Genomic DNA, 23443 nt, shown 5'->3' with positions numbered 1-23443 from the left:
GCCTTCGGAGTGCTCGGTCCTGGTGATGTTCGGCCAGGTGGGACCGGGTGTACTGGAGCCACCGGCGGGGACCCCCAGATGGGGGGACGGATGGTGGACCGGATCCGTGATTTCCCTGGTGAGTGAGAATAAGCAAATTCTCATGGAACACTTGCGCGCCGAATAGCGCCCCGTGTACACATCACTCAGGGTGTTTCGGTCCGGAGTTTTCCGTCCGGTTGCCGGCATCTGGTCCCACTGCTCAGCACTCATCTCTTGGAGTCGTCATTCTCGACATCCTTCCCCTCAGCGGCCGGCGGCGGCGAATAGCCGTCGTCGCCTCCGCCTCCGTGGCCCTGGTGGCCGGGACCATGGCCCTGGCCGTGCCCTCCCAGGCGTCCGCCCCCGGCCCGGCGACGCGTACGCTCGTCGGCACCCACCCCCTGTGGGCCGCGCCCGCCGCGGACAAGGGCGCCCTGCCCGCCGGCGACCAGCTCACCGCCCGGGTCTACCTGGCCGGCCAGGACCCTGCCGGTCTGGCCGCCTACGCCAAGGCCGTTTCCTCGGTCGGCAGTTCCCAGTACGGCCGGTTTCTGACGGTTGCTCAGGTGCAGCAGCGCTTCGGCGCGACCCCGGCCCAGATCGCCGCCGTCAACGCCTGGGCCACCGGCGCCGGCCTGCAGGTCGTGGGCTCCAGCGCGCACTACATCGACGTGCACGGCTCGGTGACCACCGTGAACCGGGCCTTCGGCACACACCTGCACCAGTACGCGGTCCAGGGCAAGCTGCTGGAGGCACCCAGCACTGACGCGGTCATCCCCGTGTCCGTTGCCGGCGCGATCCTCGGCGTGGTCGGGCTCAGCGACAGTGCGCCCAGGATCCACCCGCAGTCCGTCTCGGTGAACACCGCCGAGGGGCTGTCCACGGACGCGAAGGGCAAGCCGAAGCCCAATCCCGCACCGAAGCCCAAGCCGGGTCTGCCGAACGTGGCGACCTGCTCGGACTTCTGGGGCCAGAAGGCGGTCAGCGGCGCGCCGAAGGGCTACACCGCGAACACCACCTTCGACCAGTGCTCCTTCACCCCGGCCCAGCTGCGCAAGGCCTACGGCGTCACCGCCTCCGGCCTGACCGGCAAGGGCGCGACGGTCGCCATCGTCGACGCCTACGGCTCCGCCACCATGCTGGCCGACGCCAACACCTTCGCCGCCAGGCACGGTGACAAGGCGTTCCGCAAGGGCCAGTACACCGAGCTGGTCACCCCGTCCAAGTGGACCCAGACCGGGCCCAAGGACGGTTGCGGCGGTGCGGCCGGATGGGCCGGTGAGGAGTCGCTGGACGTCGAGATGGCACACGGGCTGGCCCCGGACGCCAACGTCGTCTACGTCGGCGCCAACTCCTGCTCGGACCAGGACCTGATGGCGGCGCTGAGCACCATCGTCGACAAGCACCTGGCCGACGTGGTCTCCAACTCGTGGTCCGGGCTGATGCACACGACCTCGGGTGACGAGACTCCCGCGCAGATCGCCGCCTATGAGCAGATCTTCCAGCAGGGTGCGATCGAGGGCATCGGCTTCGACTTCTCCTCGGGCGACTGCGGCGACGAGTCCCCGGCCGCGGCGGCCACCGGCAGCAACTGCGACCCCACCAGCACCCGGGCGCAGGCCGGATTCCCGTCCTCCTCCTCCTGGGTGACGGACGTCGGCGGCACCGCCCTGGGCATCAAGGACAAGAGCGGCAGCTACGGCTTCGAGACCGACATGGGCACCCAGCGCTCCGCGCTCAGTGCGGACGGCAAGAGCTGGACCCCCTTCCCCGGCGCCTTCTACTTCGGCGGCGGTGGCGGCACCAGCGAGGACTTCGCCCAGCCGTGGTACCAGGGCACGGTCGTGCCCAGTGCGCTTGCGCACACCCTGATGAGCGGTGCGCAGAGCAAGACCGCGCAGCGGGTCACCCCGGACGTGGCCATGAACGGCGACCTCTACACCTCGGTCCTGGTCGGCATGTCAGACGGCAGCCCCTACAGCGAGGGCGGCTACGGCGGCACCAGCGTCTCGGCGCCGGAGTTCTCCGCCATCCAGGCCGACGCCATCCAGGCCCGGCACGGCCGTCCGATCGGCTTCGCCAACCCGGCGATCTACGAGCGCGCCGGCAGCACCGCTTTCCACGACGTGGTCAACAACACCCGGGGCAAGGGTCAGCAGCCGCTGAACGCCGTCGCGGACTTCGGCGTGATCCAGGGCTCGCTGCGGGTCCGCCTGGTCGCCTTCGGGCGTGACTACGGCCTGGCGGCGACCAAGGGCTTCGACAACGCGACCGGTGTCGGCTCGCCGACCGAGGCGTACCTCAACTCGTTCCGTTGAGGCTCGCGGCTCGGGTCCGGTAGCCGGTAGCCGGTACTGACCGGCTGCCGCACCCGATCGCTCCGCCCCGGTGTCCGGTGGGTTCCTCCCGCTGGGCACCGGGGCTCCGGCGTTGGGTAGGGTGCCCCATCGTGAGCGAACCAGATTTCCTGCGCGCGCCACCCGTGCCTCCTACGCCGCCGTGGCCGCCGACTACGCCGCCCCCCATGTGCCGGCCGGTCTAAGACCGACCGGCACATGGAGGGCGGCGTCGCGGGCAAGGGGGCACCTCCCGCCCGAAGGGTGGGGGAGGCTCTCGCCCAGACGGCTTCTCCTCAGTCGCCAGGGCTCCGCCATGGCTCCTTCGTCGGCACCGCCTGGACTCGGCCCTCGACCCTCCCCCAACCTTCGGCCGGGGGGACCCCCTTCTTCCTCCACCCTCCATTTGCCGGTCGGTCTAAGCCGCTGGACCGGGCCGTGCTCGCCGGGTTCGCCGAACTCGTGCAGGCCGCCGGTGCGGGACCGGTCGCTGACATCGGTTGCGGCACCGGCCGGGTGACGGCGCATCTGAACACCCTGGGGCTGCGGGTGTTCGGCGTCGACCTGTCGCCGCAGATGATCGCCGTGGCCCGGGAGGCCCATCCCGGCCTGCGCTTCGACGTGGGTTCGATGCTGGCCCTTGACCTTCCGGACGCCGCCGTCGACGGCATCGTGGCCTGGTACTCGACCATCCACATCCCCCAGGAACGGCTACCGGACGTCTTCGCCGAGTTCCATCGGGTGCTTGCTCCGGGCGGCCAGCTGCAACTCGCGTTCCAGGTCGGCGACGAGCCGCTGCACCTGACGGAGGCGCTCGGTCACGCCGTCTCGCTCGACTTCCACCGGCGCCAACCGGCCGATGTCGCCGAGCTGTTGAGCCGGGCCGGGCTGCCCGTGCGCGCTCGGCTCCTGCGCGAGCCGGGACGACCAGGGCGACTTCACCGAGCGGACCGCGCAGGCCTTCCTGCCGGCCCGCAAACCTGCCGACACCGGTCGGCCATGACGCGCGCGCCGATCTGGGCTGACCTGCGGTAGGCACAGCCGTGCCACGACGGCCAGGGCGCCCGGACAGTCCCTCCCCGCTCGGGGTCAGTCGCGAGGATCGTGGGCGGCGAGCCTCTCGAGCAGGGGGAGGCAGGCCGCCAGTCGCTGCTGCTCGGCCGGCGACAGTTCGGTCGAGATGCCGTCGGCGAGCCAGTCCGTCCGGTGCCTGCGCCGCGTGTGCAGTGCCTGCCGACCTGCCTCGGTCAGCACGACGAGGACCTTGCGCCCGTCCTCGGGGTGGGGCTGCTGGGACGTGAACCCGAGTTCCACGAGCTGTCCGACGGTTCGTGCCATGGACTGGTGACGGACCTGCTGCCTGGCAGCGAGCTCGCTGGTCGTCATCGGTCCTTCCCGGTCGAGGAATCCGAGCGCGGCCGCCTGCGCCAGCGGCATGTCGTCGGTGGTTCGCGCGCGGCGCACCAGGCTGCCGATGACGGAGCGCAGTGCGCCGGCGATCTGCTCCTCGTTCATGCGACCACCCTACCTGCAGCAAAGGTGTACAGTCTTGCTGTACAGTTCAGCTGTAGATAATGAGAGGAGCTCGTCATGAAGATGACCACCCTTGGGCATTCGTGCGTCCGGCTGGAGCGGGACGGCGTCACGGTCGTCGTCGACCCCGGCTGCTTCAGCGACCCCGACGCACTGGCCGGAGCCGACGCCGTGCTCATCACCCATGAGCACATCGACCACGTCGTGCCCGATCTGCTGCGGGCGACCGCGGGCGATGTCGAGATCTGGACGAACGCGGCAGTCGCGGCCCAGTTCGCCGACCTCGGCGGGCGCGTCCACGCCGTCCGGCACGGCGACGTGTTCAGCGTCGGGGCCATGGAGATCCATGTGTACGGGGAGAAGCACGCCACCATCCACCGTGACTTCCCCGAGTTCGACAACGTGGGCTTCCTGGTCGACGGACTCTTCCATCCGGGGGATGCGCTCACGGTCCCGGAGGAGGGAGTGCGGACGCTTCTCGCCCCGGCCGGTGCGCCCTGGGTGAAGCTGGCCGAGGTCGTCGACTACGTCCGGCAGGTCGAGCCCGGTGAGGTGTTCCTCATCCACGATGCGGTGCTGAGCCCTCCGGCGCTCGACGTCCACGCGCAGATCCTCACCGCGCTGGCCGGTGAGCCCCACGGCCGGGCCGTCCACGCCTGGTCCCTCGGGGACAGCGTCGAACTGCCCTGACGACCATCACTGTGCGCGAACCGCCGGGTCCGCTGACCGGACCGGGGTGCGGTCGGCTGGACCCGGCGCGAGTTCAGCAGAGGGGCGGGAGGTACTTGTAGCCCACGCCGCGGACGGCGACGATCGCGTCCCGGTGGAACGGGCCCAGCGTGCGGCGCAGGCGGGCGATGTGGACGTCCACCGTGCGGCAGGAGGTGGCGGGCGGGTATTCCCATACCGCGGAGAGCAGTTGCTTGCGCGAGTGCACCCGGTACGGGTTCGCGATCAGGTGTCCGAGCAACTCGAACTGGAGGAAGGTCAGGTCGAGGGGTCGGCCGTCCATCAGGACGGACCTTCGTTCCCGGTCGAGCCGGATGCAGGAGGAGACGTCCTTGTCGAGCGCCCTGGCGGGCGACTCCGTCGCGCCGGTGGGTTCGAGTTCGACCACCACGCGGGTGATGACCAGCCCGCCGAGGTCGGTGTCGGCGACCCCTTCGGGCAGCCGCGTCACCACGACCACAGGCGGGTCCGCGACCTCGGGGCGCACGATGCGGAGGCCAGAAGTTGGCTCGTGCATGACAATACGTGGCACGGGGTTCGCCATAGGTGAACTCTCGGTTGGGGGAGTGAAGTGATCCGGAGAATGACTGTCTGTCTCGCATGAAACTACAGTGCGGTACCGGCTGCTGCACATACCCCCTACGGATTGGCGCAATTCGTCCCACTCTTCGCTTGAGCGCTCAGGTAAAATCGCGCATGCCCTCGTGTGCCCGGCGCTTTGTGGGCAGGCTGGTTCGGCGCCCGCTTGCGGCCTGGGGAGCGATAGGGCTCGGGCGCCCACCGCGCGGCACCTCCGCTTGCAGCGTTGCCGGCCCTGACATCGGCGGCTGGCGCCGCGGGCCCAAGTAGCCCCGCTACAAAGGCGTCCCGGCGCCTTGCCATCAAAGAGCACACCACACGGCGTGCACGGACCCGAGCCCCATCGCTCCACAGGCCGTTAGGCCGGAATGCTGCCGCCGGCCTCCAACCCGCCCCCGGCCCTGCCGGGCTCAAGTTCGGGCGGAAGGGCGTCCAGCATCGTGAACGCCTGCTCCACCTGGGCGATCCGCAGCACCTCGGACACCCAGGGAGTGCCCCGGACCACCCTGAGTCGGCCTCCGGTGCGCGCCACCCGAGCCCGTAGCCGCAACAGCAGGCGCATGCCGCTGGCATCGATGAACGTCACCGGGCGCAGGTCCACCAGGAGGTCGGGGCGGGGTCCGGAGGACAGCATGTCCAGTCGCCAGGTGAGTTCCTGAAGTGCCATCAGATCCAGCTCGCCGTGCAGTTCCACGACGAGCACCCGGCCTGCAGCTCGCTCCTGCAGGCCGAAAGTCCATTCCCCCGCTTCCATGACGACCCCCCAACCGTCGTCCCTCATACCTGTCCTGTCATCAGGGACACCGTGCAGACAGCAAGCTGCTCACTTTCACCAGCAGCCACTTCCGCGTCCGGAAGCACGGGCGCGCTGATGTGCGGCTACTGTACGTGGCGAGTTCCGCGCAGGCATGGACTGTATTTCCGGTGTACACCACCAGAGTGCTCCCACATGTGGCCATATTCCAGCTCTTCGCAGAGGTGTAATCCGAATCTCACGTGCCCGACGTGTTCTGTCGAACTCTGCGGCGGAAGGTTACGGCGAGTAGTGAGAATCGGATCGGTAGTTCCGTCTGCGCCCCGCCGCCCGCTGGAGCCGCCCCGTCAGTGTTTGGCCGTGAGGTGCCAGTTCTCGCCAACGCGGGTGTGAAGGGTCGCAACAGCCGTTACGCCGAGGCTTCCTGGCACTACCATCGGCCAAGGTCCGTAAGTTCGTGCTCGCTCTCCGAACCGTTGGTAGCACCGTGGCGGCGACCTGAAACTCCACCCAGCGAGGACAGAGACTTGATGCACCCTCAGCCCCCGACCCACCCCGGTCCGCTGCGCCGCATCCACATTCGGCCCCGTCCCGCTGCCAGCGTGCGGCGTCGCCGTGCCGCCCCGGCATTCGCCAGCACCCTGCTCGCACTCGCGGCGCTGGCCGGCTCGCAGGCCGTCAGCACGGCCTCCACCCTGGCCACCGCCGGCGGTACCACGACGTCCACCGGGCCCAACGGGACGGTCGGCTCGGCGACCGGGGGAAGCCCTCCGCTCGATCTCGTCCCGCCTCCGGCGCTGCCCGTACCCGTTGCCGGCGGAACGACGAAGACGCCCACCGGCCCGGCCGGTTCGCCTGCGACGACACCCGTCGGCACCTCCGGGATTCCGGCCCTGGTGCTGGCGGCCTATCTGCACGCACAGGACAGCGTCAAGGCCACCGATCCGGGCTGCCGTCTGCCGTGGAGCCTGCTCGCGGGGATCGGCCAGGTCGAATCCGGCCAGGCCGACAACGGCAACCTGACCACGGCCGGCACCACCCTGCAGCCGATCCTGGGCCCGGTCCTGGACGGGTCCGCCGGCACCGCAGCGATCCGTGCCGCCAACGGGAGCTGGGCGCGCGCCGAGGGTCCGATGCAGTTCCTGCCCTCGACCTGGGCCGCCTGGGGTGTGGACGGGAACGGCGACGGCACGGCCGACGCGAACAACGTCTTCGACGCGGCGCTCGCAGCCGGGCACTACCTGTGCGCCGGCGGCCGCGACCTGAGCCGACCGGCGGACCTGCGGGCGGCGATCCTCAGCTACAACCACTCGGACGCCTATGCGACCACCGTCACCGAGTGGATGACGTACTACCAGCACACCGGTCCCACGGCAGCCACCCCGACCCCGGTCGGGTCCGTGCCGAGTACCAGCCCGACCCCCAGCCCGACCCCCAGCGCAGGCCCCACCACGCGGAAGCCGGTGGCAAGCGCTTCGCCCTCCGCGACTCCGCGTCGCAGCGCGAGCCCGAGTACGGTCCCCACCACGCCGGTGCCCTCCGCCCCGGCGACGCCGACGCCCGTCCCGTCCGCACCGGGCAGCTCCACCGGCTGCCCCGCTCCCACACCGACACCCACACCCACCCCGGGAAGCAGCGGTTCGGCATCGCCCACGCCCACGCCTACGCCCACACCCACGCCGACACCAACACCGACGGCCACCCCGACCCAGAGCGGCACTCCCTCGCCGACCGGGTCCTGCGCCGCGACCCCCACGCCGAGCGCAGCTGCGCCGAGCGCGCCCGCGCCCAGTACCCGGCCCAGCGCCTCGCCTAGGAGGGTGCTGAAGATCTAGGCCGGGCTCGCGACGCCCTGCGACTCCGCTTGCCGCGTTGTCGTCGGTCTCCAACCAACCACGGTTGGCTCCCTCCTCCGCCTTGCAATCGAAGCCGCATGACGCCGCTCCCTGATCCGGCCTAGATCTTCAGCACCCTCCTGGCCGGCTCCGTCAGTCCTGAGCGAACGTACCGAGGTAGGTCTTGGCGCCCTCCGGGGTGAAGAACCACGACGGGAAGTCCGAGGGGTTGTCGAAGCCGTTGGCGAAGCGGTCTGCGACCGGCTGGATCTGCCCTGCCGCGCCGATGAGCTGGAGCACGTGCTCCGGCGGCGGCGCGAGCATCGCGTTGGTCCAGGCGGTGACGTCGCCTGCGGTGGCGTTCCAGAAGTCGTCGAACGCCGCCTCCATGAAGCCGCGGTCGAAGGGCCGGTCACCCTGGGCGCGGACAGCGTCGAGGTAGCTCGCGGCGCACTTGGCGGCGGTGTTGGAACCCTGGCCGGTGATCGGGTCGTTGGCCACCACCACGTCGGCGACGCCCAGCACCAGGCCGCCGCTCGGCAGCTCGCCGACGGGCCGGCGCACCACTGGGGTGTAGCGCCCGGCCAGGGTCGCCCGACCGTCCGTCAGCTCGACGCCGCCATAGGCGCGCGAGTACTCCCAGGGGGTGAACTGGCGCATCAGGTCCAGGGTGCGTCGCAGGTGTTCCGCCGGATCCAGCGCGGGCTCGAAGACATCGAGCGGTCCGCCGGGAACGCCCTCCCAGAAGAGGATGTCGCACGGGCCGGACTCAGTGAGCGCCGGAATCACGAACAGCTCGCCGACCCCTGGGACGAGGTTGCAGCGCACCGCGGGGAAGTCGTGCTCGGGGCGCGGCGCGAGGCCGTGCACGTACGACACGGCGAGTGCGCGCTGCGGCGCGGTGTACGGGGAGCGGGCGGCGTCGCGGGTGAACATCGACACCAGTTCACCCTTGCCCGCCGCGACGACGGTCAGGTGGTAGCCGCGCACCAGGTAGTCGAGGTCGGAGACGGTGACGCCGTTGATGACGACCTTGCCACCGCGGTCGGCGAAGAGTTCCAGCCAGGCCGGCATCTTCAGGCGCTGGTCCACGGACTGTGCCGGGCCGTCCAGCCGTCCCACCCAGTCGATCACCCGCGCGGACTCCGGCCCGCTGACCGAGACGCCCAGCCCCTCGACGGCAGGGGCCTCCCCGTCCCACAGGTTGAGGCCCAGCTCGCGCTCGTGCCGCAGCGAGGAGTCGAACATGCACTGCGTCGAGAGCACCCGGCCACCGCGGATCTCGTCCGGCGTGCGGTCCGTCATCACCGTGACGTCATGGCCGTCGGCCTGCAGCCCGAGCGCGAGCTGCAGCCCGGCCTGACCGGCACCGACGATGAGTATCTTCGCCAAAGGAGGCTCCTAGCAGGGGTGATGACAGCGGACGCGAGTGACGGCGGGACGCCTGGTGACGGGTGCGCGGCGGTGCGCGTCAGCTCGGTTCCTGGGAGAGCGTGTGCTCGACCAGGGAGGCGAGGACCCGCGCCGCGGACGGCCGGGAGCGCGCGTCGCACCACAGCAGCGGAACCCGGGGGGACAGGCTCAGCGCGTCCCTGATGTCCGCGTCCTCGTACTGCGGCGCACCGTCGAAGCGGTTGACGGCGACGATGAAGGGCAGGCCGCTGCTCTCGAAGTAGTCGACCGCGGGGAAGCTCTCGGCGAGCCGGCGGGTGTCGGTGAGCACGATCGCGCCGACGGCGCCGCGCGCCAGGTCGTCCCACATGAACCAGAAGCGTCGCTGCCCGGGCGCGCCGAAGAGGTACAGCACCAGGTCCGGTGCGAGGTGCAGCCGCCCGAAGTCCATGGCGACGGTCGTCGTGGACTTGGAGCTGCCCTCGAGCAGCGGGTCGGTGTCGCTCCCGGCGTCGGTCATGATCGCCTCGGTCGTCAGCGGGGTGATCTCCGAGACGGCGCCGACCAGGGTGGTTTTGCCGACGCCGAAGCCGCCCGCGATGACGATCTTGGCGGAGGTGACCGGCAGCTCCGTCAGCGGAATGCCGGGGGGGACGGACGAGACGTCAGGCGAGATCGCGGAGGCCACCGAGGATCCTCTCCAGAACCAGGCGGTTCGGTCGAGCGGGCGAGGCAATGGTCGAGCCCCCACCGGACCGGACCGGGACGGACGCGCCGTGCACCCGGATCCGGCCCTCGTCCACCAGGTCGCTCACCCACACCCGGACCACGCCGAGGGGCAGGCGCAGCAGGGCGGAGACCTCGGCGATGGAGCGCATCTGGCCCTGGCACAGCGCGCAGATCCGCTCCAGCTCGGGCAGGGCCTGGGTCGTGCTGCCCGCTGGCTGGTACACCGACGAGATCAGCGTCTCGACCAGCAGGACCTGCCCGAATCGGGTGCGGCCGCCGGTCAGGGCGTAGGGACGGACCCGTGCGGAACGCCGCGCGGGTGCGGCGAGCGGCGGAGCCGCGGACGCCACGGGCGCCGGGTGCCGTGCGGGTCGGTGCTGTCCTAGCGGACTCTGGGGGATCACCGGTCGGTCTCCTGTCCGGGCACGCCCCGGAGTTCGCGGCGGAGTTGCGTGGTCAGGACATGTCCGGCCCGCTCGACGAGGCGGGTCAACTGGTACCCGGCGACGCTCAGGTCGGCGTCGGCGGAGGTGTAAGCGGCCAGGCAGGCCGTCTCGTCGATGGACATAAGGATCAGCGTCCCCTCGTGCAGCGTCACCATGGTGCGCCGGAGCCCGCCGAGGTCCAGGAGTTTCGACAGGCCGCCGGACAGCGCGACCAGGCCCGCCGTCAGCGTGGCGAGTTCCTCGGCGGGGGAGTGCTCGTCCGCGGCGGCCAGGGGCAGCCCGTCGGTGGACACCAGGGCCAGCGAGCGCAGCCCCGGAGTGCTCATCAGCACGTCGCTGAGGAGCCAGCGGAGGCGTTGCATGGGTGTCGACTCAGGAGTGCGCGTGCCCGTGCTCATGTCCGGTCCCCTTCGCCGGGTCCTGGCGCGGCAGCGCGCACCCCGTTCTGGAAGCCGCCGAGACGGCGGCGCAGTTCGTCCGCTGCGGAGCCGGGACGCCCGGCCTCGCCCGAGGGCCCGCCGTCACGGTCGGCCGTGGCCGAGCCGGTCGCGGTGCGGGCCCGCTGTCCGCTCTCGCCGGGGACACGTTTGGGCAGGCCGGCGGGGCCGGTCCGGGTGCCTCCCGATCGCGGTCCGGGGACCGCGCTGAGCAAAGGGGCACCCCCGACCGGAGGTTGGGGGTGGATCGTCTGCGACGCCGCATCCGCCACCAGTTCGTTCCATTCGGCGCTGCCCTCGGCGCCCGGCTCCGGAACGGGCTCGTGGGTGAACGCCGCGCCGGGCACGGCGATCAGAGCCGTCGTCCCGTCGGCGGTCGTGCTGTGTCGCAACTGGACCCGTAGGCCGTGCCGACGGGCCAGGACGGTCACCACCTGGAGTCCCATGCTGCGCCCCGTCCGGGCCGCGTTCTCGTCCGCCGAGGCCGAGCCGGAGGCGAGGCGGGCGTTGGCCTCCCACAACAGCTCGTCCGGCAGGCCGATGCCCCGGTCGACCAAGGACACCATCAACTCGCCGCTGTCCAGCTGCCAGGCCGCGACGCTGACCGGCTCGGTCGGCGGCGAGAAGGCGGTGCCGTTGTCCAGTAGTTCGGCGAACAGATGGCTGAGATCCTCGGCGACGTCGGGTCGCACCCACAGCTGCGGGACGGGGGTGAGGTGCACCCGCTCATAGCGCTCGATCTCGGAGACCGCGGCACGCAGTACGTCCAGCAGCAGCGTGGGCGCCGGGGGTTGGCCGGGACGGTGGTGGGTCGCACCACCCAGCAGCAGCATGTTCTCGCCGTTCCTGCGCATCCGGGTGGCGAGGTGGTCCAGCCGGTAGAGCTGGTCCAGCCTGGCCGAGTCGGCCTCGGCCCCCTCCATGCCCTCCAGGAGTCCGAGTTGCCGCTCGACCAGGCCCAGGGTCCGCAGGGCGAGGTTCACGAAGACCTCGCCGCTCTGCTGCTGCAGCTCCTGCTCCCGCTGCTTGCTGACAGCTTCGAGCTCGTCGCGCTCGGCGGCGAGCTGTACGCAGCGGTTCTGCAGCAGCAGGTGCGCCTGCTCGAGTTGGGCCTGCGCAGCCTGCAGTTGTTCATGGTGTTTCTGTCGCTGCCTGTCGGCTCTTCGGGTACGCCGGAGTCCGATTCCAAGCGCCAGTGCGACCGCCAGGGCCGCAGCGGCGACGGCGATGGATATATACACGAGACCCCGCAGTCTGCACAGCAAGCAGCCAACACATTAGGAATCACCTTTCGCATCCATCACATCACAAAGGGCATTCCGCATTCCAGTCGGGGCGGCATCCTGAGCCTTCCCGCCGTCCCACGTTCTGATATGACGGCACGTCACGGCGTTGCCGCTCCGGTCGGCGGCGCACTCGTTTCTGCTGATGGGGTCGCTGTCCGAAGTGCGGACGCTATCCGGGCAGAAGGGGCTGAACCTTGTCGCGGAACAGCTGCAGGCTCTCCCAGCCGGCGTCGACCGGCAGGCCCCCGCACAGCGGGTGCAACAGCAGGCTGCCCATCGGCCCGTCGGTCCGGGCGATGGCGAGGCACTCCTCAGGGGTCAGGCAGGCGTATATGCCCTCGGCGCGTAGTTCGGCGGGGGTGCGGGCGGCAGAGGCGACGGCCGAGGAGATGTCGGCGGTCTGCCAGCCTGCGTAGGTCCTGGCCTCGTGCAGGAAGCACGCGCCGTACTCGGCCCAGGCCTTGTCCGGGTCCTCGGTGCAGTGGATCATCCGGGTCCGCTCCGGCGGCAGTGCCGCGAAGCCGCCCTCGAGACCCGCCTCGGCGGCCAGCCGGTCGTAGTACTCGACCAGTTCGGGCAGATGGGCGGCCGTGAAGAAGGGCAGCCCGAGGCGCACCGCGCGGCGGACCGCGACGCGCGAGGATCCGCCGACCATCAGGCTGGGGTGCGGCCGGGTCAGCGGTGGAGGGGTGACCCGCACGGTCGTGCCTCGGTGGCTGAAGGGCTCGCCGGTCCACGCCTTGAGCAGGGTCTCCAGGACCTCGTCCTGGAGCTTGCCGCGCTGCTTCCAGTCCCTGCCCAGGGCCGTGTACTCCTCGGGCCGGTAGCCGAGCCCGGCGACCAGGGTGAGCCGGCCCCCGCTGAGGTGGTCCAGCACGGCCACGTCCTCGGCCAGGCGCAGCGGCTCGTAGAGCGGGGTGAGCAGAGCGCAGATGATCACGCCGATGCGGCTGGTCGCGCCGAAGACCGCGGCCGCCGTGCTCAGCGGCGACGGGCTCCAGCCGTCGTCGGCGCCGTGGTGCTCCTCCAGGGTGATCAGGTCGAAGCCGCTGCTGTCGGCGAAGGCCGCCATCTCCACGCCGGCCCGGTACCGGGCGGAGACCTCGCGCCGGTCCAGTCCCGGCGTCACCTGGTTGAACCGCAGTGTCGTGACGGTCACGGGCACACCTCCATATATGACGTGTCGTCAGATGTGGGCATGCATACCATCGAGTGCACCAGGTCGGAAGGCATCCGGACACTGCACCCGGGCAACCGGGAACCATTGGATGCGCACAGGCGTGCTGTCCGGCAGAGGCCGTGCATCGCGCCGTGCATCCCGCCGTCCGGAGGACAGCATGAACGAGCCCTGGGGCCTCAGCGGCCCCCAGTTCCTTGGTGTGTACGTCGTCGCCTTCATCGTCTCGCTGGTCATGGCCGGACTCTTCCGGGCAGCGGTGCAGCGTGGTGGCCCTGCGAAGACCGACGCGGTCGACGTCTACACCGCCGCGGCCCTGGCCGGCGGCGCCCGACGGGTCGTCGAGACCGCGGTCTTCGCCCTGATCGAGGGCGGGCACCTGCGCACCAGCCGGGACCACACGGTGACGGTCTGTGGTGGTCAGCCGGACGAACCCGTGCAGCAGGCAGTCCTGCGTTCCTTCGGGCTGCGAAAGAGCGCGAGCCTGCGCCAGATACGTACGTTCGCCGGGAGCACTCGGGAAGTGGCCGAGGTGTCCGCGGGCGCCGTCGGGGACGGGCTGCTGCTCGGTTCCGGCCGCCGCCACCTCGCCCGGCTGGCGGCCCTGTTCCCGGCTGCGGTCTGGGGCGTGGGGATCGTCCGTACGGTGAACGGCGTGCACCTGGGCAGGCCGGTCGGGCTGCTGGTGTTCCTCCTGTTCCTGACACTGCCCCTGGTGCTGGTCCCGGCCCTCGCGCCGCCTCGGCGCAGCCGGGCGGGGGAGCGCATCGCCCAGGCGGCGCGGCGTGCGCCGAGCGACAGCGGGCGGGTCGGCGGTTGCTACGCCTCGACCGGCGCGCTGGTTCCGGCGACGGTGATCGGGGTCGCGGCGCTGGGTGCTGCGGGCGTGGAGGACCTGACCATGCGTGCGGCCCTGTATGGAAACGTCGGGACGTCCTCCGGCGGGTCCTCCGGGTCCAGCTGTGGTGGGAGTTCGAGCTGCGGCGGGTCCAGCAGCTGCGGTGGCGGGGGTTGCGGGGGATGAGCGGCCCGATCCCGCGGCCGGGTCCCGTTCCTGGGCCGGGTCCCGTTCCGCGGTTGGGTCCCGTTCCGCCGTGGGGCTCCGGCCCTGCGTTGGGCTTCGGCATCGGCTGGCGCCCGGAGATCGACCTCACCGTGGAGCGGCTGCCGGGCATCGACTTCGTCGAGGCGATCGCGGAGAACCTGGTACCCCGGCGACTGCCCGAATCCCTGCGCGCGCTCAGGGCGCGCGGGACCGCGGTCGTCCCGCACGGCGTCTCGCTGTCCCTGGGTGGAGCCGAACGCCCCGACCCGGCCCGGCTCGCCCATCTCGCCGCCTGCGCCCAGGCCCTAGGCTCGCCGCTGGTCAGCGAGCACATCGCGTTCACCCGTGCGGGTGGGCTGGACGCCGGTCACCTGCTGCCGCTGCCCCGCACCACCGACGCCCTCGCGGTGCTCGCCGAGAACGTCCGGATCGCGCAGGACCAGCTTCCGGTACCGCTCGCACTGGAGAACATCGCGCCTCTCTTCGCCTGGCCGGCGGACGAACTGACCGAGGGGCAGTTCCTGTACGAGCTGGCAGTGCGCACCGGGGTGCTGCTGCTGGTCGACGTCGCCAATCTGCACACCGCGCACGTCAACCTTGGCACCGACCCGCTGGAGGTACTGGACGCCCTGCCGCTGGAGCGCCTCGGTTACGTCCACGTCGCGGGCGGGGTCGAGCGCGGCGGGGTGTGGCACGACACCCACACCCATCCCGTCCCGGAGCCGGTGCTGAGCGTCCTCGCCGAGCTGGCCGCCAGGACCGCCGTCCCGGGCGTGCTGCTGGAGCGGGACGGGGACTACCCGCCGGACACCGAGCTGGTCACCGAACTGGAGGCGGTTCGCCGCACCGTGCAGGAGGCGCGCCATGTCCGATGACCCGCGAGCGGCGCTGGCAGCCGCGCAGTACGACCTGGTCGCCGCACTGGTCGCGGGAGCGAAACCGCCAGACGGTTTCGATGTGGCACGCGTCCGCGTCCAGGCCAGGGCGCTCGTCGACAAGCGTGCGCGTCACGCCGCAGCACACCATCCCTGGCTGGCCGAGGCTCTCGCGGGCGACTACCGGGGTGTCTTCGCCGCCTATGCCGGGGTGAACCCCTTGCCGCCCGGTGGCGGCCACGCCGACGCAGCGGCCTTTGTGGCGTACCTGCGCGGCCGGGGGGAGTTGCCGCCCGGTCCTGCGCCCGAAGCCCGGGGCCGCCTCATCCGCCTGCTGCGCAGGCGCCGGCACTGAGGCGCTGTCGCTGAGGTGCTGTCAGCCGTGACGATGACACCGGGTCAGCATCAGGCCGCTGTCCTGCCGGTGACCGGGGGAAGCGTATTTTTTCGCGCAGATCGTGTCATGTACTGGACATTTTCCTGTGCGAGCTGATTGATTACCTTCCGGCAGTCCGCCGCACCACCCCCACTCCTACCGGGAGGAACCCGTGCGTCTCCGCCCCCTGCAGTCCGCAGCCCGCACCGCCGCAGTGCTCGCCCTCGCCGTGCTGGGGGCAACCGCCCTCGCCGCCGGGGCGCAAGCCCAGCCCACAACAGCATCTGACGGTGTGTCGGCCGACGTGCACCACGGGGTCAAGCCCCAGCATCCGGGGATACATGCCCAGGCCGTCACCGCTTCATCACGCAACACGCTCACTGTGCGGTCCAGCAGCAGCACCGGGGTCGTCTCGCCGACACCGAAGGTCTACCTGGTCTTCTGGGGCTCGCAGTGGTCGTCCGACCCCGCGGGCGTGGCACCCGACCTGCAGAACCTCTTCAAGGGCCTGTACGGCAGCCAGGACACCTGGGGCACCATCCTCAACCAGTACTGCGAGGGGGTCGCCAAGGGGACGTCCAACTGCGGGACCAAAGGGACCCACGTGACCCACCCGGCCGCCTCCCCGCTCGCCGGCGTCTGGTTCGACAACGGCAGCGCAGCACCCGGCAGCGCCACCGCCGCGCAGATCGCCACTGAGGCGTCGCACGCCGCCGCGCACTTCGGGAACACCACCCAGGCTCCCAATCTCAACGCGCAGTACGTCGTCGTCTCCGCCACCGGTACGCAGCCCGACGGGTTCCCCAACAGCGGGTTCTGCGCCTGGCACGACAAGACGAGCAGTTCCTACGGCACGCTCGCCTACACCAACCTCCCCTACGTCCCCGACCTGGGCGCGGGTGCCTGCACCACTTTCACCGACGGACGCCTGCTCTCCGGCATCGAGTCGACGGAGACCCACGAGTACGCCGAGACGGTCACCGACTTCTGGCCGAGCATCGGTTGGAACGGCGGCAACGGTGAGATCGGCGACGAGTGCCAGAACCTCGACGCCTACGTGCCGCTGAGCACTGGCAGCTTCGACCTCCAGGGCCTGTGGTCCAACAGCGCCAACAAGTGCGCCACCCACGGCTGACGCCGATCCGACCGGACCGGGGCGCGCCCGCTCGTCCGTGCCGGACGGGCGGGCGTAGCCTGGTTAACGACCTGGGGAGCGATAGGGCTCGGGTCAGCGCACGCCGTCCGGCGCCTCCGCTTGCACGGCGCCGGGGCGCCCTTGTAGCGGAGCTACTGGGGCCCCGCGGCGCCAGCCGCTCGTGTCAGAGCGGCAACGCGGCAAGCGGAGGTGCCGGGCGGCGGGCGCCCGAGCCCTATCGCTCCCCAGGTCGTAAGTGGGGGACCGGCTCGGGAGGCAGTCATGACCCAGCACCACTCCTTCCATCTCGACCAGGCCGGGCACTCGATCACCGCGGACGTCCGCGTCGGGCACACCGCCGAGGTGGACCTCCTGGTCGACGGCAGGGAAGTCGGCTACCGCCATGAGCGCGGTGACGCGGCCATCACACTGTCCGGCGAACTGCCCGGAGACCCGTCGTATCCCTTCACGGTCCGGATCGACCACCCCCGGTACCGGGCCCGTGGCCTCGCCTGCACCCTGCTGATGGAGGGCCGCGAGATTCCGATGCCCGAGGGTGGCCTCGCCGAGCGGTGACGGCCGCCGGGTAATAGAAAGGAAGCGGGCCGGACGGTCCCGACCGGGACCCCGGCCCTGAAGAGCGGCCTGGACCCGGCACGCCCGGGGTCGGCCGCGTTCGCGGCTTCCTGCAAGGAGTTCACGGAATGTCCCAGCCGATGTCCCAGATGAAGGCTCTCGTCGCTGCCGACTACGGCCCGCTCGACCAGCTTGCCGTCACCACCGTGCCGAGACCCGTGCCAGGGCCGGGGGAGGTCCTGATCAAGGTGGAGGCGGCCGCGCTCAACCCCCTGGACCTCGGGCTGGTCACCGGTGCGATGAAGGAGGTCTTCCCAGTCGAGCACCCCTTGATCGTCGGCATGGACGCTGCCGGAACCGTTGCCGAAATCGGTGCGGGAGTCACCGGCTACGCGCAGGGGGACCCGGTCCTGGCCTTTGCCGGAACGGTCGGCTCCGTGGCCGAGTACACCCGGGTGGCCCTGGGACCGCACCTGGCCAGGCGCCCCCAGGGCCTCAGCGCGACGTCAGGGGCGGCCATCCCGGAGTCGGGCATGACCGCGACCTGCCTGCTGCGCGCCGTCGGACTCGCGCAGGGCGAGAACGTGCTGGTCATCGGAGCCACCGGCGGCATCGGCCTGTACATGGTGCAGCTCGCGAGACTGCTCGGCGCACGCGTGATCGCCACCGCCCCGGCCGAGGACGCCGAGTACGTCCGGGGACTGGGCGCGGCCGAGACGGTGGACTACCGGGCGGGTGACGTGGTCCAGGAGACCCTGCGGCTGGAACCCGGCGGAGTGGACGTGGTCGTCGACCTCATCAACCGCGGTGACGCCCTCGCGGACAGTGCCCGCGCCGCCCGTCCGGGAGGCCGGGTGGTCTCGCCGCTCTTCGGCCCGCCCGACCTCGGCCGCGGGGTCTCCGGCGTCTACATCGGCAGCTTTACCGCCGAACCGGGTGACCTGCAGAGCCTGGCGGATCGCGCCGCCTCGGGCGAGCTCAAGGTCGAGATCGGAGCGAGTTACCCGCTCGCCGACTCGGTCCAGGCCGTTTCCGACTTCGCGGGCAAGCATCTGCGGGGCAAGGTCGTCATCACCATCCCGTGAGGCGGCGGCGGGAGCGCGGCCGCTACCCGGCGGCCAGGCGTAGCAGCAACTCCTTGACCTCGGTCGCGGCGTAGTTCTCCCGTGCCTGGGAGCTGTCTGAGCAGATCAGCACCGGCCCCTCGTCGACCGTGCGCGGCAGCAGGCCGTGCGTGCCGCGCACGCAGGACGGGTCGAGCGGCACCACGCGCAGGGTTGTGCGCAGGCCGACCTTGCGGCGGGCGAGGGTGGCCGCGGCCCTCAGCATGACGAGGCGGTCGTCGGGGTCGAAGAAGAGTTCGGCGGGGTCGTAGCCCGGCTTGCGGTGGATCTCCACGCCACGTGCGAAGTCGGGCGCCCTGCGGTCGTCCAGCCAGTAGTAGTAGGTGAACCACGCGTCGGGCTCGGCCAGGGCGACCAGCTCGCCGCTGCGCTCGTGGCGCAGCCCCGCACGCGCCTGGCCGTCCGCGTCGAGGACAGAACCGACCCCGGGGACAGCCTCCAGCAATACACGGACCTCGGGCAGGTCGGCGGGGTCGGCGACGTAGACGTGCGCGATCTGGTGGTCCGCGACGGCGAAGGCCCGTGAGGTCCACGGGTCCAGGTACTCCATGCCCGCCTGGGTGTACACATGGAGCAGCCCGGCCTTGCGCAGCGCCCGGTTGACGTCGACCGGGCGGCGGGCGACGGTGATTCCGTACTCGGAGAGCGCGACGACGGTGGCGCCCTGCCGCTCGGCGGCCTCGAGCAGCGGCGCGAGCTCCGCGTCCACCTCGGCCGCGGCCCGCTCGGAGCGCGGGTCGTCGGGACCGAAGCGCTGCAGGGCGTAGTCCAGGTGCGGGACGTAGACCAGGGTCAGTTCCGGGCGCTCGTCCCTGAGCAGCCGCAGCGCGGCCTGGATGATCCAGCGGGACGAGGCGAGGCCGGCTGTCGGCCCCCAGTAGCTGAACAGTGGGAAGACGCCCAGCTCGGAGCTGAGCCGGTCGCGCAGCCCGGGCGGCCTGGTGTAGCAGTCGGGCGACTTGCGGCCGTCCGCGTGGTAGACCGGCCTCGGCGTGACGGTCCAGTCGACGTCCGCGCCCATCGCGTACCACCAGCAGACGTTGGCGACGCGGTAGGTGGGATGGACGCGCCTGGCCGCCTGCCAGATCTTCTCGCCGCCGACCAGGGCGTTGTGCTGGCGCCACAGCTGGATCTCGCCCACGTCGCGGAAGTACCAGCCGTTGCCGACGATGCCGTGCCCGCTCGGGGGCTCACCGGTGAGCAGCGTGGACTGAACCGTGCAGGTGACGGCCGGGAGGACGGTGCCGAGCGGGGCCGAGAAGCCCTGGTCGGCCAGGGCGGTCAGCCGCGGCATGGACTTCAGCAGCCGCGGGGTCAGCCCGACCACGTCCACGACCACCACCGGACGGGCCGCGTTCTGCCCGCCGCTCACCGGTCCACCGCCGTGAGTCCGAGCGCGGCCAGCCGGGCGGCGGCCCAGCGCAGCTCGGCGGCGATGCCAGCCGCGAGCGCGGCGTCGTCCACCGGGCGCAGGTCCTCCGGCAGGACCTGCCAGGTGTAGGTCTCCACCTCGACGTGGTCGGTTCGGGCGGTCGCGCCGCCGAGGAGTGCGAGCAAGGTGTCCTCCAGGACCGTGCGGGTGGCGGTGAGCGGGGGCGCCGGGTCGGCGTGCAGCGGGACGTGGAAGTGCACTCGCCACGGTCCGGCGGCCGGGAGCGCGCCCGGACCTGGCCCCAGGGCGAACGGGAGGTCGTCGGCGCGGGCGACGACTCCGTCCGGGCCCAGCTCGCGGGTCTGGTGCAGGAAGCGGGGTTCGGCGAAGGCGGCGAGCGCGTCGCGGACAGCGGGTGCGGCGGGGTCGGCGGCCTCGACCGCGCAACTCGCCTGGAGCTTGACCACGGAGAGGCCGAGCTGCTCGATCCGACGCAGCGCGGCGGCGGGCCCCTCGAAGGACACGGCGAGATGGCAGGCGTCCAGACAGATCCCGATCCGGTTCGGGTCCAGTGTGGTGAGGTGTCGGGCGAGGTCGGCGGTGTTGTCGACCACGCAGCCGGGCTCCGGCTCCAGGCCCAACCGGACGACTCGCCCGGAGTCCGCCTCGACGGCAGCCAAGCGCGTTGCGAGGACGTCCAGTTGGCGCAGGGCCCGGTCCCGGGCCCGGGGCGCCCATCCTTCCGGGCGGCCCAGCGGCAGGGTCGAGACGCTGCCGCGTGCCGCGTCCTGGGGCATCAACTGGGCCAGCAGGTCGGCGAGGTCGAGGGTGTAGTCGAGCCGTGCCGGCTCCGACCAGTCGGGCCGGTACACGCCGTGCTTGACGGACGCGTCGTGGAAGCCGCTGTAGGGGAAGCCGTTGAGGGTGACCACCTCCAGCTCTCTGGCGGCGAGCTCCTTGCGGAGCCGGTCGACCAGGGCGGGTTCCTCGCGCAGCGCCCGGGCCACCGGGGCGGCGAGCCACAGGCCCAGGGACAGCCGGTTCCAGCCCAAGACTGAGCGAACCGGCAGCGCGAAGCGGTCGAGCTGGTCGAGGACACCCGGCAGGTCCTGCGCGGGATGGACGTTGGTGCAGTACGCGAGGTGGACGGCCGTACCGTCAGAGTGCAGGAAGCGCATCTCAGTCAGCTCGCGCGCTCGCCGCGCAGGACCGAGTTCCGGCCCGAGTTCCGCCCGGCGTCGAGCGACGGGTCGAGTGGCGGACCCAGGGTCAGGTCGGCGGACAGGTCGAGGCGGCCGCTGCGGGCGAGGAACTCCAGCGGGTTGCGCCACAGGACCTGGTCCACCTGGTCGTCGTCGAACCCGGCGGCGAGCATCGCCTCTCCCGTCGCACGGGTCAGTAACGGGTCGCTGCGGCCCCAGTCGGCGGCCGAGTTGACCAGGATCCGGTCCGTTCCGAACTCGGTCAGCAGCCGGACCATCCGCTCCGGGTCCATCTTGGTCTCGGGGTAGATGGAGAAGCCCATCCAGCAGCCCGAGTCCGCGACCTGCCGGATCGTCACCTCGTTGAGGTGGTCGATCAGGACGTCCTCGGGCGCGAGTCCGGCCTCCTTGACCACGTCCAGGGTGCGGGTGGTGCCGGCTGCCTTGTCCCGGTGGGGGGTGTGCACCAGGACGGGGAGCCGCTGCGCCAGAGCCAGTTCCAGTTGCCGCGCCAGCACCTCGTCCTCGGCGGGGGTCATCGAGTCGTAGCCGACCTCGCCGACCGCCAGCACCGAGTCCTTCGCCAGGTAGCGCGGCAGGACGTCGAGGACTCCGCGGCAGCGCGGGTCGTTCGCCTCCTTGGGGTTGAGCGCCAGCGCGCAGTAGTGGTGGATGCCGAACTGGGCGGCCCGGTAGGGCTCCCAGCCGAGCAGCGAGTCGAAGTAGTCGGTGAAGCTGGCCGTCGAGGTACGCGGCTGCCCCAGCCAGAAGGAGGGTTCGAGTACCACTCGCACCCCCGCGCGGTGCATGGTTTCGTAGTCGTCGGTGGTGCGGGACGTCATGTGGATGTGCGGATCGACGATGCGCACGTCAGACCTCCAAGATGTCCAAGGGATGGGTGCCGAGAGAGTCCAGCAGCCGCTGTGCGTCCACCGGCACCGGGCGGGACGCGGCCGTGCGCTCCTCGGCATAGGAGGCCACCATCCGTCCCAGCTCGGCGTCCTGACGCTGCGACAGGCCGTGCACCGAGCTCAGCGGGATGTCCAGGAACAGGCACTTCAGGACGGCGTGCCGGTAGGAGTCCTGGTCCAACCAGTGCGCGCCGTAGCGGCCGAGGGCGGCTGCGACCAGGCGGCGGTCGTTGGTCCGCAGGGCATCGTGGACCAGCGGCAGCAGCGTGCCGCCCGCGTCGAGCAGCGGCAGCGCCAGCAGGACGGCGCGCCGTTCGGCGGCGTCCCCGTGCTGGTACAGCCAGGTCGCGGTCCGGGCCCGGCCGGTGGTCAGCGACCGCAGCAGCAGTGCCCGCACGGCGTCCTGGATCAGCCGTCCGTCCGCGTCGTCGGAGGGCCGAAGGGGGCCCCGGCCGGTCTCGCGGGCGGCGGCGGGAAACAGGTCGAGGATCGCTGACGGGTCGTCGGCGAGGGTGGTCCGCGCGCGCCGCAGCCAGGCCGTGCCGCGGCTGTCCAACGCCTCCAGCACGGCGGCCTCCAGCACGGCGGCCTGCTGCTCCGCGGCATCCAGCTCCGCGGCCTGCTGCTCCGAGACGGCGGTGGGGTCGGCGGCCGGGTCCGTCTCCGCGGTGTGTGGACTGGGCGCCGCGCCCGCCACCGACGACCAGGCGGCCTCCAGAAACCGCAGCGACCGCCGCGCCACCGTCGGCGCCGCGTGCGAGTGGCGTGGCAGCTCCACACTCACCAGCCCCGCGTAGCCGACCTCGGCGAGCGCGGCCAGTGCCGGGGGAAACTCGACCTCGCCGGTGCCGAACTCCAGGTGCTCGTGCACCCCCCTGCGCATGTCCTCGATCTGGACGTGCACCAGCCGGTGCCCGGCTCTGCGCACGCAGTCCGCCACCGACTCGTCCTCCACACACAGGCAGTGCCCCAGGTCCAGGGTCAGGCCGAAGCCGTCCGGATCGCCGAGCGAGGCGGCCAACCGCTCGTACCCGGCCAGGTCCGCGACGAACATGCCCGGTTCGGGCTCGAAGCCCAGCCGCACTCCGGCTGCCCGGGCCGCGTCCAGCAGTTGTGCGCAGCCCGCGCGCAGCCGCTCGAAGGCGGCCTCCGCCGCTGCCCCCGGTTCGGGCAGCGCCGTGCCGCTCCACAGCGACACCACCTCCGAGCCCAGCTCCGGCGCCATCCGTATGGCGCGCAGCAGCAGGTCGAGTCTTGGTCCGGGATCCGGGCTGAGCAGGGTCGGCTGGTGCTTGGCCACCGGGTCGAGCAGGTAGCGGGCGCCGGTCTCGACGACGACGGCGAGGCCGAGTTGCTCCAGCCGCCGCCGGACCGCGCGCAGACGCTCGGGCAAGTCGCGGGCGTAGGGGTCGAGATGATGGTGGTCCAGGGTCAGCGAGACGCCCTGGTAGCCCAGATCGGCCAGGACCCCGAGTGCGTCGGAGAGGCGGTGGTCGGCGAAACCGTTGGTTCCGTAGGCGAAGCGCAGCGGACGCATGGGCTTGGGAGGACCGGCAGGACTCGGCGGACTCAG

20 protein-coding genes and 2 pseudogenes are annotated in these 23443 nt (G+C 71.5%); 9 read left to right on the top strand and 13 right to left on the bottom strand.

Features of this window, described 5'->3' with window-relative positions; all coding sequences use genetic code 11:
* Positions 1–329: 329 nt before the first annotated feature.
* Together ABIA33_RS16220 and ABIA33_RS16215 are read left to right on the top strand one after the other, a co-directional pair.
* On the top strand, positions 330–2339 hold the full coding sequence (locus ABIA33_RS16220; RefSeq protein ID WP_370081987.1) for a protease pro-enzyme activation domain-containing protein: 2010 nt from the start codon (positions 330–332) through the stop codon (positions 2337–2339).
* Between the two features lie 444 nt (positions 2340–2783).
* Positions 2784–3360: pseudogene (locus ABIA33_RS16215) on the top strand (class I SAM-dependent methyltransferase).
* 86 nt (positions 3361–3446) lie between these two features.
* On the opposite strand, the gene ABIA33_RS16210 reads toward ABIA33_RS16215, so the two are convergent.
* The gene (locus ABIA33_RS16210) at positions 3447–3872 is read right to left on the bottom strand and encodes a MarR family winged helix-turn-helix transcriptional regulator (RefSeq protein ID WP_370081985.1); all 426 of its coding nucleotides are present in this window, start codon (positions 3870–3872) and stop codon (positions 3447–3449) included.
* Positions 3873–3947: 75 nt separating this feature from the next.
* Here ABIA33_RS16210 and ABIA33_RS16205 point away from each other — a divergent pair, with 75 nt between their 5' ends.
* Positions 3948–4580, top strand: coding sequence for an MBL fold metallo-hydrolase (locus ABIA33_RS16205; protein WP_370081983.1), 633 nt, complete (start codon positions 3948–3950; stop codon positions 4578–4580).
* A 73-nt stretch (positions 4581–4653) separates the two neighbouring features.
* Here the strand turns inward: ABIA33_RS16205 and ABIA33_RS16200 are convergent, their stop codons facing one another.
* Both ABIA33_RS16200 and ABIA33_RS16195 read right to left on the bottom strand, forming a co-directional pair.
* Positions 4654–5106, bottom strand: coding sequence for a winged helix-turn-helix domain-containing protein (locus tag ABIA33_RS16200; RefSeq protein WP_370081981.1), 453 nt, complete (start codon positions 5104–5106; stop codon positions 4654–4656).
* A gap of 450 nt (positions 5107–5556) precedes the next feature.
* Entirely contained in the window at positions 5557–5979 is a 423-nt protein-coding gene (locus tag ABIA33_RS16195) for an STAS domain-containing protein (RefSeq protein WP_370081979.1), read from the bottom strand.
* Positions 5980–6482: 503 nt separating this feature from the next.
* Here ABIA33_RS16195 and ABIA33_RS16190 point away from each other — a divergent pair.
* Positions 6483–7787 (top strand): lytic murein transglycosylase, encoded by a 1305-nt coding sequence (locus tag ABIA33_RS16190; protein ID WP_370081977.1) that lies wholly within the window; start codon positions 6483–6485, stop codon positions 7785–7787.
* 153 nt (positions 7788–7940) lie between these two features.
* Here the strand turns inward: ABIA33_RS16190 and ABIA33_RS16185 are convergent, their stop codons facing one another.
* From ABIA33_RS16185 to ABIA33_RS16160, 6 genes are all read right to left on the bottom strand, one after another.
* The gene (locus tag ABIA33_RS16185; RefSeq protein WP_370081975.1) at positions 7941–9179 is read right to left on the bottom strand and encodes a styrene monooxygenase/indole monooxygenase family protein; all 1239 of its coding nucleotides are present in this window, start codon (positions 9177–9179) and stop codon (positions 7941–7943) included.
* A 79-nt stretch (positions 9180–9258) separates the two neighbouring features.
* Positions 9259–9855, bottom strand: a complete 597-nt coding sequence (locus ABIA33_RS16180) for an ATP/GTP-binding protein (protein ID WP_370082060.1) — start codon at positions 9853–9855, stop codon at positions 9259–9261.
* Positions 9845–10312 carry a DUF742 domain-containing protein gene (locus ABIA33_RS16175; protein WP_370081973.1) on the bottom strand — a complete coding sequence of 156 codons (468 nt, stop codon included), beginning with the start codon at positions 10310–10312 and terminating at the stop codon, positions 9845–9847. Before ABIA33_RS16175 ends, ABIA33_RS16180 begins: the two co-directional genes overlap by 11 nt.
* Positions 10309–10752 carry a roadblock/LC7 domain-containing protein gene (locus tag ABIA33_RS16170; RefSeq protein WP_370081971.1) on the bottom strand — a complete coding sequence of 148 codons (444 nt, stop codon included), beginning with the start codon at positions 10750–10752 and terminating at the stop codon, positions 10309–10311. The genes ABIA33_RS16175 and ABIA33_RS16170 overlap by 4 nt, the downstream gene beginning before the upstream one ends.
* The gene (locus ABIA33_RS16165) at positions 10749–12032 is read right to left on the bottom strand and encodes a sensor histidine kinase (protein ID WP_370081969.1); all 1284 of its coding nucleotides are present in this window, start codon (positions 12030–12032) and stop codon (positions 10749–10751) included. The genes ABIA33_RS16170 and ABIA33_RS16165 overlap by 4 nt, the downstream gene beginning before the upstream one ends.
* Before the next feature lie 214 nt (positions 12033–12246).
* Entirely contained in the window at positions 12247–13236 is a 990-nt protein-coding gene (locus ABIA33_RS16160) for an LLM class flavin-dependent oxidoreductase (RefSeq protein WP_370081967.1), read from the bottom strand.
* Between the two features lie 178 nt (positions 13237–13414).
* On the opposite strand from ABIA33_RS16160, the gene ABIA33_RS16155 reads away from it, so the two are divergent.
* The 5 genes and pseudogenes from ABIA33_RS16155 (at position 13415) to ABIA33_RS16135 (ending at position 18346) form a co-directional block, all read left to right on the top strand.
* Entirely contained in the window at positions 13415–14278 is an 864-nt protein-coding gene (locus ABIA33_RS16155) for a TIGR04222 domain-containing membrane protein (protein ID WP_370081965.1), read from the top strand.
* A gap of 89 nt (positions 14279–14367) precedes the next feature.
* A pseudogene (locus tag ABIA33_RS16150) lies at positions 14368–15529 on the top strand (DUF692 domain-containing protein).
* Between the two features lie 193 nt (positions 15530–15722).
* Positions 15723–16685: a hypothetical protein gene (locus tag ABIA33_RS16145; protein WP_370081963.1), complete on the top strand. Its 963-nt coding sequence runs from the start codon at positions 15723–15725 to the stop codon at positions 16683–16685.
* Positions 16686–16967: 282 nt separating this feature from the next.
* Positions 16968–17261, top strand: a complete 294-nt coding sequence (locus ABIA33_RS16140) for a hypothetical protein (protein WP_370081961.1) — start codon at positions 16968–16970, stop codon at positions 17259–17261.
* A 128-nt stretch (positions 17262–17389) separates the two neighbouring features.
* A complete protein-coding gene (locus ABIA33_RS16135) occupies positions 17390–18346 on the top strand; it encodes an NADP-dependent oxidoreductase (RefSeq protein ID WP_370081959.1) in 957 nt (318 codons plus the stop codon).
* 22 nt (positions 18347–18368) lie between these two features.
* Here the strand turns inward: ABIA33_RS16135 and ABIA33_RS16130 are convergent, their stop codons facing one another.
* Genes ABIA33_RS16130 through ABIA33_RS16115 form a run of 4 tightly spaced genes read right to left on the bottom strand, consistent with a single transcriptional unit; the run spans position 18369 to position 23407 of the window.
* Positions 18369–19757 carry an alkaline phosphatase family protein gene (locus ABIA33_RS16130; RefSeq protein WP_370081957.1) on the bottom strand — a complete coding sequence of 463 codons (1389 nt, stop codon included), beginning with the start codon at positions 19755–19757 and terminating at the stop codon, positions 18369–18371.
* Positions 19754–20935, bottom strand: coding sequence for a metabolite traffic protein EboE (gene eboE / locus ABIA33_RS16125; protein ID WP_370081955.1), 1182 nt, complete (start codon positions 20933–20935; stop codon positions 19754–19756). The genes ABIA33_RS16130 and eboE overlap by 4 nt, the downstream gene beginning before the upstream one ends.
* A gap of 5 nt (positions 20936–20940) precedes the next feature.
* A complete protein-coding gene (locus tag ABIA33_RS16120) occupies positions 20941–21828 on the bottom strand; it encodes a TatD family hydrolase (protein ID WP_370081953.1) in 888 nt (295 codons plus the stop codon).
* Between the two features lies 1 nt (position 21829).
* The gene (locus tag ABIA33_RS16115; protein WP_370081951.1) at positions 21830–23407 is read right to left on the bottom strand and encodes an EboA domain-containing protein; all 1578 of its coding nucleotides are present in this window, start codon (positions 23405–23407) and stop codon (positions 21830–21832) included.
* Positions 23408–23443 lie beyond the last annotated feature (36 nt).

The organism is Streptacidiphilus sp. MAP12-16, from assembly GCF_041262165.1.
Classification (GTDB): Bacteria; Actinomycetota; Actinomycetes; order Streptomycetales; family Streptomycetaceae; genus Streptacidiphilus.
Note: the sequence above shows the minus strand (reverse complement) of the source record. Positions and strands in the feature narration are given on the sequence as shown.